Genomic DNA, 13,638 nt, shown 5'->3' on the forward strand with positions numbered 1-13,638 from the left:
GCCCCCTGCCTTATAGCGTTTGATGCTTGTAAATCACTAAACGGTATATAAAAGCGTTACAGCTCCGCACCGAGTTATAAATACACTGGTCGTCAATAAGGCGAAAGCCTGAAGGAATGACTCAGTGATAAGGTGCAGAATGAAACAAAACCGGGTTAAAAATCTCGTGCTGAAAGGTTGGCTGGCGGCTGCGCTGTTGGCGAGCGGCGCCGCGTCGGCGACGGAATTGCTGAACAGCTCTTATGACGTTTCCCGTGAATTGTTCGTCGCGCTGAATCCCGGCTTTGAACAGCAGTGGAATCAACAGCATCCGAACGACAAGCTGACCATCAAACAATCGCATGCCGGCTCGTCGAAGCAGGCGCTGGCGATCCTGCAGGGTTTGCGCGCCGACGTGGTGACGTACAACCAGGTCACCGACGTGCAGATCCTGCACGATCGCGGGCAGCTGATCCCAGCGGACTGGCAGGCGCGCCTGCCAAACAACAGCTCGCCGTTCTATTCCACCATGGCGTTTCTGGTGCGCAAGGACAACCCGAAGGGCATCCACACCTGGAACGATCTGGTGCGCGACGACGTGAAGCTGGTGTTCCCGAACCCGAAAACCTCCGGCAACGGCCGTTACACCTATCTGGCCGCCTGGGGCGCCGCCAGCCAGGCCGACGGCAACGACGCGGCCAAGACCCGCGCCTTCATGACCCGCTTCCTGAAAAACGTGCTGGTGTTCGATACCGGCGGCCGCGGCGCGACCACCACCTTCGTCGAACGCGGCTTGGGCGACGTGCTGATCAGCTTCGAGTCCGAAGTAAACAACATCCGCAAGCAATACGGTGAAGACAAGTACGAAGTGATCGTGCCGCCGGTCGATATTCTGGCGGAATTCCCGGTGGCCTGGGTCGACAAAAACGTCGAGCGTAACGGCACCGAACAGGCGGCCAAAGCTTATCTGAACTATCTCTACAGCCCGGCGGCGCAGCAGGTGATCACCAGCTTCTACTACCGCGTGTACGACCAGAAAGCGATGACTGCCGCGAAGGGGCAATTTCCGGACACCCAACTGTTCCGCGTGGAAGATCAATTCGGCGGCTGGCCGCAGGTGATGAAAACCCACTTCGCCACCGGCGGCGAGCTGGATCAGCTGTTAGCGGCAGGGCGCAAGTAAATGTTGGCGTTGTCGTCCAGTAAGCGGGTGCTGCCCGGATTTGGCCTCAGCCTCGGCAGCAGCCTGTTTTATACCTGTTTGATCCTGCTGCTGCCGCTCACCGCGTTGGTGATGCAGCTGGCGCAGATGAGCCTGGCACAATACTGGGAAGTGATTTCCAACCCGCAGGTGGTGGCGGCGTATAAAGTGACGCTGCTGGCGGCCGGCGTCGCCAGCCTGTTCAATGCGGTGTTCGGTATGCTGATGGCCTGGATCCTGACGCGCTACCGTTTTCCCGGCCGCTCGCTGCTGGATGGCCTGATCGATCTGCCGTTCGCGCTGCCGACCGCGGTGGCCGGCCTGACGCTGGCCGGCCTGTTTTCCACCACCGGCTGGTATGGTCAGTGGCTGGCGCACTTCGATATCAAGGTCACCTTTACCTGGCTTGGGATCGCGGTAGCGATGGCGTTCACCAGCCTGCCGTTTGTGGTGCGCACCGTGCAGCCGGTTCTGGAAGAGCTGGGGCCGGAATACGAAGAGGCGGCCGAGACGCTGGGCGCCACGCGCTGGCAGAGCTTCCGCCGCGTGGTGCTGCCCGAGGTGGCGCCGGCATTGTTGGCCGGCACCGCCATCTCCTTTACCCGCAGCCTGGGCGAGTTCGGCGCGGTGATTTTCATCGCCGGCAACATCGCCTGGAAGACGGAAGTGACCTCGCTGATGATTTTTGTGCGTTTGCAGGAGTTCGATTACCCGGCGGCCAGCGCCATCGCCTCGGTGATCCTGGCGGCGTCGCTGCTGCTGCTGTTCAGCATTAACGTATTGCAAAGCCGCTTCGGCAGACGCTTGGGAGGAGGGCACTGATGGCTGATGTTTCCGCCTTCAACGGCGCCGAGCGCCCGCGCGTCAACTGGGGCAAGTGGACGCTGATCGCCATCGGCGCGCTGTTCTCGGTGCTGCTGCTGGTAGTGCCGATGATGTCGATTTTCGCCGAGGCCTTTTCCAAAGGATTCGGCGCGATGTGGAGCAACTTGCTCGATCCGGACATGCTGCACGCCATTTGGCTGACGGTCTTGATCGCGCTGATCACCGTGCCGTTCAACCTGGTGTTCGGCACGTTGCTGGCGTGGCTGGTGACGCGCTTCACCTTCCCCGGCCGCCAGCTGCTGCTGACGCTGATCGATATCCCGTTCGCCGTTTCACCTGTGGTGGCGGGGCTGATTTACCTGCTGTTTTACGGCAGCAACGGCCTGCTGGGCGGCTGGCTGGATGCGCATAACATCCAGATCATGTTCTCCTGGCCAGGCATGGTGCTGGTGACCATTTTCGTCACCTGCCCCTTCGTGGTGCGCGAGCTGGTGCCGATGATGCTCAGCCAGGGCAGCCAGGAAGACGAGGCCGCCATTTTGCTGGGGGCGTCCGGCTGGCAGATGTTCCGCCGCGTGACGCTGCCCAACATTCGCTGGGCGCTGCTGTATGGCGTGGTGCTGACCAACGCGCGCGCCATCGGCGAGTTCGGCGCGGTGTCGGTGGTGTCCGGTTCGATTCGCGGCGAAACCTACAGCCTGCCGCTGCAGGTCGAGCTGTTGCAGCAGGATTACAACACCGTCGGCTCCTTTACCGCCGCCGCCCTGTTGACCCTGATGGCGATCGTTACCCTATTTTTGAAGAGCGCGCTGCAGTGGCGTCTGGAACGTCAAAACGCGCGTCTCGAGCGGGAGGAAAATCATGAGCATTGAGATTAACGGCATCAACAAGTACTTCGGTCGCACCAAGGTATTGAACGATATCTCGCTCGATATTGCTTCCGGCGAGATGGTGGCGCTGCTCGGGCCGTCCGGTTCCGGCAAGACCACGCTGCTGCGCATCATCGCCGGGCTGGAAAGTCAGAGCGGCGGCAAGCTGGGCTTCCACGGCACCGACGTCAGCTACATGCACGCGCGCGACAGGCGCGTGGGCTTCGTGTTTCAGCACTATGCGCTGTTCCGCCACATGACGGTGTTCGACAACATCGCTTTCGGCCTGACCGTGCTGCCGCGCCGCGAGCGGCCGAACGCTGCGGCGATCAAACAGAAAGTCACCCAACTGCTGGAGATGGTGCAGCTGGGCCACCTGGCCAACCGCTATCCGTCGCAGCTGTCCGGCGGCCAGAAACAGCGCGTGGCGCTGGCGCGTGCCCTGGCGGTGGAACCGCAAATCCTGCTGCTGGACGAACCGTTCGGTGCGCTGGATGCACAGGTGCGCAAAGAGCTGCGCCGTTGGCTGCGTCAGCTGCACGAAGAGCTGAAGTTCACCAGCGTATTCGTTACCCACGATCAGGAAGAGGCGATGGAAGTGGCCGACCGCATCGTGGTGATGAGCCAGGGCAATATCGAACAGGTCGGGTCGCCGGTCGAAATCATGCGCGAACCGGCCAGCCGTTTCGTGCTGGAATTCATGGGGGAAGTGAACCGCCTGAACGGCGAAATTCGCGGCTCTCAGCTGTTCGTCGGCGCGCACCAGTGGCCGCTGTCGTTCCAGCCGATGCACCAGGGCAGCGTCGATCTGTTCCTGCGCCCGTGGGAAATGGAAGTGGCGACCGAAAGCAGCGAGCGCTGCCCGCTGCCGGTTCAGGTGCTGGAAGTCAGCCCGCGCGGCCATTTCTGGCAGTTGACGGTGCAGCCGATCGGCTGGCATCAGGAACCGATAAGCCTAGTGCTGCCGGAGGGCAACGCCACGCCGGTGCGCGGCGGCCGTTACTACGTTGGCAGCCTCAATGCGCGGCTGTATGCCGGCGATCAACTGCTGCAACCTGTTGCGTTAGCCAAAAGCGCCTGATAGGTTTTAGCAGCCCTTTTCTTCAAGGCAACCCCCGGGTTGCCTTTTTACTTTACGCACACCAACACACAGGCAAAGATCGTGACAACGCTCGAACAATGCATCGGGAACACCCCGCTGGTACAACTGCAACGGCTGGCCGCCCAGGCGGGCAGCGAGGTATGGGTCAAACTGGAAGGCAATAACCCGGCGGGATCGGTGAAGGATCGCGCTGCGTTGGCGATGATCCAGCAGGCGGAGCTGCGCGGCGAGATCAAGCCCGGCGACGTGCTGATTGAGGCCACCAGCGGCAACACCGGCATTGCGCTGGCGATGATTGCTGCATTGAAAGGCTATACGCTGAAGCTACTGATGCCGGAGAACATGAGCCTGGAGCGGCAGGCGGCGATGCGCGCCTACGGTGCCGAGCTGATCCTGGTCAGCCGTGAACAGGGAATGGAAGGGGCGCGCGATCTGGCGCTGGAGATGCAGCGCCAGGGGCAGGGTAAGGTGCTGGATCAGTTCAATAATCTCGACAATCCCTATGCCCATTTCACCACCACCGGCCCGGAGATCTGGCGCCAGACCGAAGGGCGCATCACCCACTTCGTTTCCAGCATGGGCACCACCGGCACCATTACCGGCGTGGGCGGTTACCTGAAGAGCCAGAATCCGCAGGTACAGATCATCGGCCTGCAGCCGGCAGAAGGCAGCAGCATCCCCGGCATTCGCCGTTGGGCGCCCGCTTACCTGCCGGGCATTTTCCGCCCGGAGCTGGTGGATCAGGTGCTGGATATCGAGCAGCGCGATGCCGAGCAGACCATGCGCCAGCTGGCGCAGCGTGAAGGCATCTTCTGCGGCGTCAGCTCCGGCGGCGCGGTAGCCGGCGCCCTGCGCGTCGCGGCGGCCCATCCCGGCAGCGTCGTGGTGGCGATCGTCTGCGATCGCGGTGACCGTTACCTCTCCACCGGCGTGTTCGACTGAATGTGCCCTCCCGGCGGTGCGTTCCGCCGGGAAAACCCTTCTCACTTCCCTTTTGACCGACGGTATAGCCGGCCCGCCTGCGCGGTGGCCGGCGCCTGTCGGCATGCCAATACCCTGACAGAAGTAGAGAAATTGCGCGACAGCAGCCACACTAACGATGGCGAGACGCGAACCGCGATGTGTAAGGATTGAGTAAAACCGGCTGCGGGCCGGCGGAATTGGCGGGAAAATAACGAAAATCGGTGAAGGAGCAAGGCATGAAAATTTTACTGGTCGACGATGACCTGGAGCTTGGCACCATGCTGAGCGAATACCTGACGGGCGAAGGCTTCGACGCCACGCTGGTGCTGACCGGCAAGGCGGGGGTAGAGGGCGCGCTGTCGGGCGACTATACCGCGATGATCCTCGACATCATGCTGCCGGACATGAGCGGCATCGACGTGCTGCGCGACGTGCGTAAAAAGAGCCGGCTGCCGATCATCATGCTGACTGCCAAAGGCGACAACATCGATCGGGTGATTGGCCTGGAGATGGGCGCCGACGATTACATGCCCAAACCGTGCTATCCGCGCGAATTGGTGGCGCGTCTGCGTGCGGTGCTGCGCCGTTTCGAAGAGCGGCCGCAAGAGGCGGACGACGAGGCCGCCATCAGCTTCGGCGAGCTGACGCTGAACCCTTCAACCCGCAGCAGCGAATGGCGCGGTAAGGCGTTTGATCTGACCGCTTCGGAGTTCAATCTGTTGGAGCTGTTGCTGCGCGCGCCGGATCGCGTGGTGTCGAAGGACGAGCTGTCCGAGAAGGGGCTGGGGCGCCCGCGTGAGGCCTATGATCGCAGCGTGGACGTGCACATCAGCAATATCCGCCAGAAGCTGAGCGCGTTGGCCGGCAGTAAGCTCAGCATTGAGACGGTGCGTAGCATCGGCTATCGCATTCGGTAATCTGACATGCGCGGAAGACTGTTCTGGAAAATTTTGCTCGGCTTTTGGCTGACCTTTCTCATCATGACGCAGGCGCTGTGGGTGGCGTTTTCTCTCTATGGCGATCGCTATGTGCCGCCGGAGAACGCCATGGCGCGGCGGGTCATCGGCCTGCAGCTGACCTCGGCCGCCACCCAGTTGCGCAGCGGCGGCATGCCGGCGCTGGAAGCCTTGATGCGCGACTGGCCCGAGGACGACAGGCGTTTGCTGTCCGTGACGCCAATGACTCAACCACCGCCGCCCACGCCGGAAGAACCGGCATTTGAAGGGCGGCGGATGCCGAAAGAGATCTCTGCCTGGGTGCAGACCGGGGAAGGGCAGGGATACTGGCTGAGTTATAACGTGCGCGGGTTGCGGGAAGAGTATCGGCCGGAGCGGCGCTCCCATTTCTTCAACATTCCTGCGCCGATGCTGTGGGTCGGCGGGCTGGGCGGTTTGCTGTTCAGCGCCGTGCTGGCCTGGAACCTGACCCGGCCGATGCGTCAGCTGCGCGGCGGTCTGGATCGGGTGGCGCAGGGCGATCTGTCGGTGCGGCTGTTCCCGAAGATGCGGCGCCGCCATGACGAGCTGTCCGACGTGGCGCGCGATTTCGACACCATGGCCGAGCGGCTGGAACTGCTGGTCAGCGCCCGCGAGCAGCTGTTGCACGACGTTTCGCACGAGCTGCGTTCGCCGCTGGCGCGCCTGCAGTTGGCGATCGGCCTGGCACGGCAGAATGCCGGCAACGTCGAAACCTCGCTCAAGCGCATCGAACACGAATCGGGGCGGCTGGACAAAATGATCGGCGAGCTGCTGGCGTTGTCGCGAACCGAACACAGCAGCCTGCCGGACGAGGAGTATTTCGATCTGTACGGCCTGGTGGATGCGGTGGTGAGCGATGCGCGCTATGAGGCGCAGGTGCCCGGCGTGGATATCGTGCTGCAGGCCGAGTCGGACGTGGAGTACACCGTCAAGGGCAATGCGGAGCTGATGCGGCGAGCGGTGGACAACATCGTGCGCAATGCGCTGCGCTTTTCCAGCCACGGCCAGCGGGTGACGGTGGCGCTGACGCGCGTCGATAATCAGTTCCAGATCGCGGTCAGCGATCAGGGGCCGGGAGTCGAGGAGGCGAAGCTGTCGAGCATCTTCGATCCGTTCGTGCGCGTGAAGTCGGCGCTGTCGGGCAAGGGCTACGGCCTGGGGCTGGCGATCACCCGCAAGGTGGTACTGGCGCACGGCGGCCAGGTTGAGGCGCGCAACGGCGATAAAGAGGGGCTGGTCATAACCCTGCGCATCCCGCGCTGGCAATAATAGACTATCTTACTTGCCATTTTGAACTAGGGCAGTGCTCGCCTTCGTCACGTACTGCGTGTACGCTCCGAAGGTTGCGCGCTGTCCATGTTCAAACTGCCTGCGCCGATAACGTCTATTATCCGCGGTATACCCAAAGGGTTTCGAATTGCAGCTAGGCGGCAAGCGGGGGAATCCCCGGGAGCTTACTCCAGTAAGTGACCGGGGTGAGCACGTGCGGCCAACAACGCTGCGGTTCGAAAGACGAAGGGGATAAAAAAACGGCGCCGAGGGCGCCGTTTTTCTTGCTCATCCGCGCTTACTTCTTGATGCGGATGATCGGGGTTTCGCCAACGGTCACGCTGCCGGACAGTTTGATCAGCTCTTTGATCTCGTCCATGTTGGAGATAACGACCGGCGTCAGGGTAGACTTGGCTTTCTCTTCCAGCAGTGGCAGGTTGAACTCGATAACCACGTCACCTTTCTTGACGCGCTGACCTTCTTCGGCGATGCGTTTGAAGCCTTCGCCTTTCAGTTCTACGGTATCGATGCCGAAGTGGACGAACAGCTCAATGCCGCTGTCGGATTCGATAGAGAATGCATGGTTGGTTTCGAAAATCTTGCCGATGGTGCCGTCAACCGGAGCAACCATTTTGTTGCCGGCCGGTTTAATAGCGATACCGTCGCCAACGATTTTTTCAGCGAACACTACGTCCGGCACATCTTCGATATTGACGATTTCGCCAGAAAGGGGAGCGACGATCTCGATAGTGCCCGTGTCTTTCTTGTCATCAGAAACCAGAGATTTCAGTTTATCGAACAAACCCATGATCTTCTCCTAAGCATTAAATTGGGCGGCGTTCCAGTGTCGTGGAAGTTTAGCAGAGCGTTTTTTCTTCGATGAATTTATTGACGCAATTCATCAGGTCTTGTGCCGTTGGCTGTGCCAAGGCCTGCGCTGCCAACGCCTTCACATCTTCGAAATTCGTGTTACGAATAATTTTCTTGATGCGCGGGATTGAAATCGCACTCATGCTGAACTCATCCAGCCCCATGCCCAATAACAACAGTGTAGCACGCTCATCGCCAGCCAGTTCGCCGCACATGCCGGTCCACTTGCCTTCCGCGTGAGATGCATCAATAACCTGTTTGATCAGGCCAAGCACTGATGGGGACATCGGGTTATAGAGATGAGAAATCAGCTCGTTGCCGCGATCTACCGCCAGAGTATACTGGGTTAGATCGTTTGTCCCAATACTAAAGAAGTCGACTTCTTTCGCCAGGTGATGAGCGATGACCGCCGCAGCCGGTGTTTCCACCATCACGCCCACTTCGATGCTCTCGTCAAACGCCTTGCCTTCTTCGCGCAGCTGCGCTTTCAGCGTCTCGATTTCGCCTTTCAGATCGCGCACTTCTTCCACGGAGATGATCATCGGGAACATGATGCGCAGTTTGCCGAACGCCGAAGCGCGCAGGATGGCGCGCAGCTGGGCGTGCAGGATTTCACGGCGGTCCATCGCGATGCGGATGGCGCGCCAGCCGAGGAACGGGTTCTCTTCCTTCGGCAGGTTCATGTACGGCAGGTCTTTGTCGCCGCCGATGTCCATGGTGCGGACGATCACGGCCTGCGAGCCCATGGCTTCCGCCACGGCTTTATAAGCCTGGAACTGCTCGTCTTCGGTCGGCAGCGAGTCGCGGTCCATGAACAGGAATTCGGTACGATACAGGCCGACGCCTTCCGCGCCGTTGCGCTCTGCACCCGCGACGTCGCGCACGGTGCCGATGTTGGCGCAGACTTCAACCTGATGGCCGTCCAGCGTAATCGCCGGCAGGTCCTTCAGCTTGGCCAGATCGTTTTTCTCGGTGATGTATTGGTTTTGGGCGGCTTTCAGCTGATCGATAACGTCAGCAGTCGGGTTAACGTAAATTTTGTTGTTAACCGCATCCAGAATCAGGTAGTCGTCGTTTTTCACCTGCTTGGTCACGTCGCTGGTACCGACGATCGCCGGCAGCTCCAGGGAGCGCGCCATGATAGAGGTGTGGGAAGTCCGGCCGCCGAGATCGGTAATGAAGCCCAGCACTTTGTCCAGGTTCAACTGCGCGGTCTCGGACGGGGTCAGATCGGTGGCCACCAGGATCACTTCGTCCTGAATGGAGCCCAGATCGACGATCGGCATGCCCAGGATGTTCTGCAGCAGGCGCTTACCGATGTCGCGCACGTCGGCGGCGCGTTCTTTCAGGTATTCGTCGTCCAGCTCTTCCAGCGCTTTCGCCTGACCTTCGATCACGGTGTAGGCGGCGGCGTCTGCGGAGGCCAGATCGTCTTTGATTAGGGCTATGATTTCCTGCTCAAGCTCTTCGTCTTCCAGCAACATGATGTGGCCTTCGAAGATAGCTTCCTTCTCTTCGCCGAAGGTTTCGCCAGCTTTGGTCTTGATCGCTTCCAGCTGTTCGGACGCTTTCGCGCGGCCGGCCAGAAAACGCGAGACTTCCTGCTCTACTTGATCAGCAGAGATTTTCTTCCGGTTGATGACGATGTCGTCTTCTTTCAGCAAGAGAGCCTTACCAAAAGCGATGCCCGGTGATACTAAAATGCCTGAAATCATAACCCTACCTTACTCTTGACTGGTGTTAACTAAAAAGACGGGCCGATTACTCAAGCTCTGCCATCAGTTTTACCAAGTGCTCAACGGCTTTCTGCTCGTCTTCACCTTCAGCTGAGATGGTCACTACGGTCCCTTGAGTCAGCCCCAGAGTTTGCAGTTTGAACAGGCTTTTAGCGCTGGCGCTTTTGCCGTTGGAGGTCACGGTGATGTCAGACGCGAAGCCTTTGGCTTCTTTAACGAACTGAGCGGCAGGGCGAGTATGCAGACCATTCGGAGCGGTAATAGTAACTTCTTGCTGGAACATTGATGTTTCCCCAACTTATTGGATTAATGTTGTGGAGCTAAAGTTTAGCCCAGGGGCCTGACTTTAGCTTGTCTGGTTATAGCGCCTGACTATGGACAGGGGCGAACGTTGATGCAACAGAAAACGACGCGTTAGGCACTTCAGATCAAAAAACTCGGCTTTAGACGTCGTTCCAATCCGCTCCCCATTATGCCCGATTCGACGCGTCGGCGACAGATGAGTAAATCGATTCAGCCTTGGCCGGGCTCAGGGGGTGATTAATTTTGCGCATCGAAATAATGCACCGTTAAATACTAAAGCCGACGGGCAAAAGCAATCTTGGACTGCTATAAAGTTTGATCCAGTCCACAAAAAAGCACCCCGCAGGGTGCTTTTTTAGCGATTTGTGCAGTGGCGGAATTACTGCTGCAATTCCTGCTCGGTGAACAGATCGGCAAACAGCGCGGTGCTCAGGTAACGTTCGCCGGAAGAGGGCAGGATCACCACGATGGTCTTGTCGGCGAACGCCGGTTCTTCGGCCAGTTTCACCGCCGCCGCAACCGCTGCGCCGGAGGAGATGCCCGCCAGAATGCCTTCTTCGTCCATCAGGCGACGCGCCATGCTGATGGCTTCGTCGTTGGAGACTTTCTCGACGCGATCCACCAGGTCCAGATCGAGGTTGCCCGGAATGAAGCCGGCGCCGATGCCCTGGATCTTGTGCGGGCCCGGTTTCAGCTCTTCACCGGCCAGCGCCTGGCTGATGACCGGCGAGTCGGTCGGCTCGACCGCCACGGTGGTGATGGCCTTGCCTTTGGTGTGCTTGATGTAGCGGCTGACGCCGGTCAGCGTGCCGCCGGTGCCGACGCCGGAGATGAACACGTCGACGTCGCCATCGGTGTCTTCCCAGATTTCCGGGCCGGTGGTTTTTTCATGGATGGCCGGGTTGGCCGGGTTGCTGAACTGTTGCAGGATCAGGTAACGGTTCGGGTCGGTGGCGACGATCTCTTCGGCTTTGGCGATAGCGCCTTTCATGCCTTTCGCCCCTTCGGTCAGCACCAAATTGGCGCCCAGCGCCTTGAGCAGCTTGCGGCGCTCGATGCTCATGGTTTCCGGCATGGTCAGCGTCAGCTTGTAACCGCGCGCGGCGGCCACGAAGGCCAGCGCGATGCCGGTATTGCCGCTGGTCGGCTCCACCAGCTCTTTACCGGCGGTCAGTACGCCGCGTTGTTCCGCATCCCAAATCATATTGGCACCGATGCGGCATTTGACGCTGAAGCTCGGGTTGCGTGATTCAACCTTGGCCAGAATGCGTCCGTTGCCGATACGGTTCAGACGAACCAGCGGCGTATGGCCGATTGTTAATGAGTTGTCTTCATATATCTTGCTCATAGCCCGTCCTTTAACTCTATGAAAATGTGGGGAACATCGAAAGCATACGCTAACAGTACCGGCAGGGAAGTAAAGAATTGGTATATCTATATGTTATTAGGAAATAAGTTTTAAGCACAATGATAAGGGCGCGAAATGCGCGCCCTGTAGAAAATTTCCGCGCTATCGGCGGTAAAAAACGGCGGTTATCGGACGAATTGCGAGCGATAGCGATCGACCCACATCGCGGTGGCGCCGCAGACGGCGACCGGCAGGATCACCAGGTTGAGGATCGGGATCATGGTGAACAGGCTGACCAGCGCGCCGAACTGCAGGTTGTCGGTTTTGTGCTGGCGCAAGGCGCGACGCATGTCGGCAAAGCTCACCTTGTGGTTGTCGAACGGGTAGTCGCAATACTGAATCGCCAACATCCAGGCGCTGAACAGGAACCACAGCACCGGCGCCACCGTCTGGCCGATGCCGGGCACGAAGTAGAGCGCCAGCAGCAGCAGCGCGCGCGGCAGGTAATACATTAGCTTGCGCCATTCGCGCGCCATGATGCGCGGCAGATCTTTGGCGATGCCGAGCAGGCCGGTGTCCGGCAGCGGTTTGCCGGTCAGGCTGCCTTCGAGCTGCTCGGCCAGCAGGCCGCAGAACGGCGCGGCGATCAGGTTGGTGAGGGTGCTGAACAGATAGCTGAACACCAGCAGCACCGAAATGACCGCCAGCGGCCACAGCAGGTAGCTCAACCATTGCAGCCAGTCGGGAACGTGGCTCATCATCGTCGGGATCCAGTCGCCGAGCCGGCTGAACAGCCACCAGAAAGCGGAACCCATCAGCAGCACGTTGACCAGCAACGGCAAGACCACATAGCGTTTAATCCCCGGGCGCGAAATCAGGCGCCAACCTTCGGCGAAATAGTGAATGCCGCTGGTCGAACGGGAAGGGGGCTGCGTATAGGACATATCTTAAGTTATCTCGTTGTCTGAACAGGCATCATTATCATATAGGGATGATTTTCCACTGGCTAGGGTAGGGTTGGCTGAAAAACCAGCAGAAAAAGGCAGTATAATCATCTTTATTGGCATAAAGTTCAGCACGGACTTGCACTTGTGTGCGCGGGCAAATAGAGTTAAAGAGTGAATGTTTGCCGCGGTGGCAATGTATTGGAACAACAGAGATAGCAATGATGCAGGATTTGCGTCTGATATTAATCGTTGTTGGCGCGATCGCCATAATAGCGCTGTTATTGCACGGTCTGTGGACCAGTCGCAAAGAACGGTCAGCGCTCTTCCGCGATCGCCCAGCCAAACGTTCCCAAAAGGAACGTGAACAAACTCCGATCGACGATCTCGAAGAAGGCGTCGGTGAGGTGCGCGTACGCGCCGCTCACCCGCAAGACGAGCCGTCATTCGGCCATTTCGATGCCGCACGCGAAGAACCCGTGGCCGCGACGAAGCCTGCTCCGGCGGCTGCGCCAGCGCCCCGCGCCGTTCAACCGGCTGCCCATCAGACGCCGCCTCCGCTGTCTCAGCGGCCGGAGTATGATGACATCCTGCTGAACAACTACGCGCCGGACGAAGAACAGGCCGAGCCGCAGCAACCGCAACCGGCCGCGCGCCGTGAGCCGCGCGTCGACGATCTGCCGCATGAACATGAGGCGCCGCAGGGGGCGGAACCGGCATTCCACGCCGAGCCGGCCCCTGTGCAGCAAGCGCCGGAAGTGAAGCCGGCGCAGGAACCTGCACCGCAACCGGCGGCTGCGCCCATTCAGGCTAAACTGAAAGAGACCGTGCTGGTGCTGCACGTCGCGGCCCATCAGGGCGGCGTAATCGGCGGCGAAGTGCTGCTGCAGAGCGTGTTGCAGGCGGGCTTCCAGTTTGGCGAGATGGGCATCTTCCACCGTCATATCAGCCCGGCCGGCAGCGGCCCGGTGCTGTTCAGCCTGGCGAACATGGTCAAGCCGGGGTCGTTCGATCCTGACATGATGTCCGACTTCTCCACGCCGGGCGTGTCGATGTTCATGATGGTGCCGTCTTACGGCGACGCCAATCAGAACTTCAAGCTGATGCTGCAGTCGGCACAGCGCATCGCCGACGACGTGGGCGGCGTGGTGCTGGACGACGAGCGCCGCATGATGACGCCGCAGAAGCTGGAAACCTACAAAGCGCGTATCCGTGAAGTGTTGGAAAACAACGCCTGACCGGGTTGCCGCGC

At 59.8% G+C, this 13,638-nt stretch carries 13 protein-coding genes; 8 read left to right on the forward strand and 5 right to left on the reverse strand.

Going from position 1 to position 13,638, the window contains the following annotated elements:
* Nucleotides 1-139 precede the first annotated feature (139 nt).
* From C9411_RS17435 to C9411_RS17465, 7 genes are all read left to right on the forward strand, one after another.
* Nucleotides 140-1,162 (forward strand): sulfate ABC transporter substrate-binding protein, encoded by a 1,023-nt coding sequence (locus tag C9411_RS17435; protein ID WP_107227561.1) that lies wholly within the window; start codon nt 140-142, stop codon nt 1,160-1,162.
* The gene (gene cysT, locus C9411_RS17440) at nt 1,163-2,002 is read left to right on the forward strand and encodes a sulfate/thiosulfate ABC transporter permease CysT (protein ID WP_019453852.1); all 840 of its coding nucleotides are present in this window, start codon (nt 1,163-1,165) and stop codon (nt 2,000-2,002) included.
* Complete coding sequence (cysW, locus tag C9411_RS17445) at nt 2,002-2,877, forward strand: sulfate/thiosulfate ABC transporter permease CysW (protein ID WP_019453851.1); 876 nt, start codon at nt 2,002-2,004, stop codon at nt 2,875-2,877. Before cysT ends, cysW begins: the two co-directional genes overlap by 1 nt.
* Nucleotides 2,867-3,955 (forward strand): sulfate/thiosulfate ABC transporter ATP-binding protein CysA, encoded by a 1,089-nt coding sequence (gene cysA, locus C9411_RS17450; protein ID WP_107227562.1) that lies wholly within the window; start codon nt 2,867-2,869, stop codon nt 3,953-3,955. The genes cysW and cysA overlap by 11 nt, the downstream gene beginning before the upstream one ends.
* An 81-nt stretch (nt 3,956-4,036) precedes the next feature.
* A complete protein-coding gene (gene cysM / locus C9411_RS17455; protein WP_033638551.1) occupies nt 4,037-4,918 on the forward strand; it encodes a cysteine synthase CysM in 882 nt (293 codons plus the stop codon).
* Between the two features lie 257 nt (nt 4,919-5,175).
* Complete coding sequence (locus C9411_RS17460) at nt 5,176-5,856, forward strand: response regulator transcription factor (protein WP_025303784.1); 681 nt, start codon at nt 5,176-5,178, stop codon at nt 5,854-5,856.
* A 6-nt stretch (nt 5,857-5,862) separates the two neighbouring features.
* Complete coding sequence (locus C9411_RS17465; protein WP_107227563.1) at nt 5,863-7,185, forward strand: ATP-binding protein; 1,323 nt, start codon at nt 5,863-5,865, stop codon at nt 7,183-7,185.
* Nucleotides 7,186-7,483: 298 nt separating this feature from the next.
* Here C9411_RS17465 and crr read toward each other — a convergent pair whose 3' ends face one another.
* The 5 genes from crr to cysZ form a co-directional block, all read right to left on the reverse strand.
* Nucleotides 7,484-7,993 carry a PTS glucose transporter subunit IIA gene (crr, locus tag C9411_RS17470; protein WP_004936467.1) on the reverse strand — a complete coding sequence of 170 codons (510 nt, stop codon included), beginning with the start codon at nt 7,991-7,993 and terminating at the stop codon, nt 7,484-7,486.
* Nucleotides 7,994-8,042: 49 nt separating this feature from the next.
* Entirely contained in the window at nt 8,043-9,770 is a 1,728-nt protein-coding gene (ptsI, locus tag C9411_RS17475) for a phosphoenolpyruvate-protein phosphotransferase PtsI (RefSeq protein ID WP_015378671.1), read from the reverse strand.
* A gap of 46 nt (nt 9,771-9,816) precedes the next feature.
* Entirely contained in the window at nt 9,817-10,074 is a 258-nt protein-coding gene (ptsH, locus tag C9411_RS17480; protein ID WP_033635455.1) for a phosphocarrier protein Hpr, read from the reverse strand.
* Between the two features lie 399 nt (nt 10,075-10,473).
* Complete coding sequence (gene cysK / locus C9411_RS17485; RefSeq protein ID WP_063988897.1) at nt 10,474-11,442, reverse strand: cysteine synthase A; 969 nt, start codon at nt 11,440-11,442, stop codon at nt 10,474-10,476.
* A gap of 185 nt (nt 11,443-11,627) precedes the next feature.
* Complete coding sequence (gene cysZ / locus C9411_RS17490) at nt 11,628-12,386, reverse strand: sulfate transporter CysZ (protein WP_063988898.1); 759 nt, start codon at nt 12,384-12,386, stop codon at nt 11,628-11,630.
* Between the two features lie 221 nt (nt 12,387-12,607).
* On the opposite strand from cysZ, the gene zipA reads away from it, so the two are divergent.
* Nucleotides 12,608-13,624 carry a cell division protein ZipA gene (gene zipA / locus C9411_RS17495; protein WP_107227564.1) on the forward strand — a complete coding sequence of 339 codons (1,017 nt, stop codon included), beginning with the start codon at nt 12,608-12,610 and terminating at the stop codon, nt 13,622-13,624.
* The last annotated feature ends 14 nt before the right edge of the window (nt 13,625-13,638 follow it).

The sequence above is a fragment of the Serratia sp. Nf2 genome (assembly GCF_003028435.1).
Classification (GTDB): Bacteria; Pseudomonadota; Gammaproteobacteria; order Enterobacterales; family Enterobacteriaceae; genus Serratia; species Serratia marcescens_L.

Bases quoted from the DNA above. Each gene is read 5' to 3' on its own strand.
- C9411_RS17435 (WP_107227561.1), top strand. From the start codon at position 140: ATGAAACAAAACCGGGTTAAAAATCTCGTGCTGAAAGGTTGGCTGGCG.
- cysT (WP_019453852.1), top strand. From the start codon at position 1,163: ATGTTGGCGTTGTCGTCCAGTAAGCGGGTGCTGCCCGGATTTGGCCTC.
- cysW (WP_019453851.1), top strand. From the start codon at position 2,002: ATGGCTGATGTTTCCGCCTTCAACGGCGCCGAGCGCCCGCGCGTCAAC.
- cysA (WP_107227562.1), top strand. From the start codon at position 2,867: ATGAGCATTGAGATTAACGGCATCAACAAGTACTTCGGTCGCACCAAG.
- C9411_RS17460 (WP_025303784.1), top strand. From the start codon at position 5,176: ATGAAAATTTTACTGGTCGACGATGACCTGGAGCTTGGCACCATGCTG.
- C9411_RS17465 (WP_107227563.1), top strand. From the start codon at position 5,863: ATGCGCGGAAGACTGTTCTGGAAAATTTTGCTCGGCTTTTGGCTGACC.
- crr (WP_004936467.1), bottom strand. From the start codon at position 7,993: ATGGGTTTGTTCGATAAACTGAAATCTCTGGTTTCTGATGACAAGAAA.
- ptsI (WP_015378671.1), bottom strand. From the start codon at position 9,770: ATGATTTCAGGCATTTTAGTATCACCGGGCATCGCTTTTGGTAAGGCT.
- ptsH (WP_033635455.1), bottom strand. From the start codon at position 10,074: ATGTTCCAGCAAGAAGTTACTATTACCGCTCCGAATGGTCTGCATACT.
- cysK (WP_063988897.1), bottom strand. From the start codon at position 11,442: ATGAGCAAGATATATGAAGACAACTCATTAACAATCGGCCATACGCCG.
- cysZ (WP_063988898.1), bottom strand. From the start codon at position 12,386: ATGTCCTATACGCAGCCCCCTTCCCGTTCGACCAGCGGCATTCACTAT.
- zipA (WP_107227564.1), top strand. From the start codon at position 12,608: ATGATGCAGGATTTGCGTCTGATATTAATCGTTGTTGGCGCGATCGCC.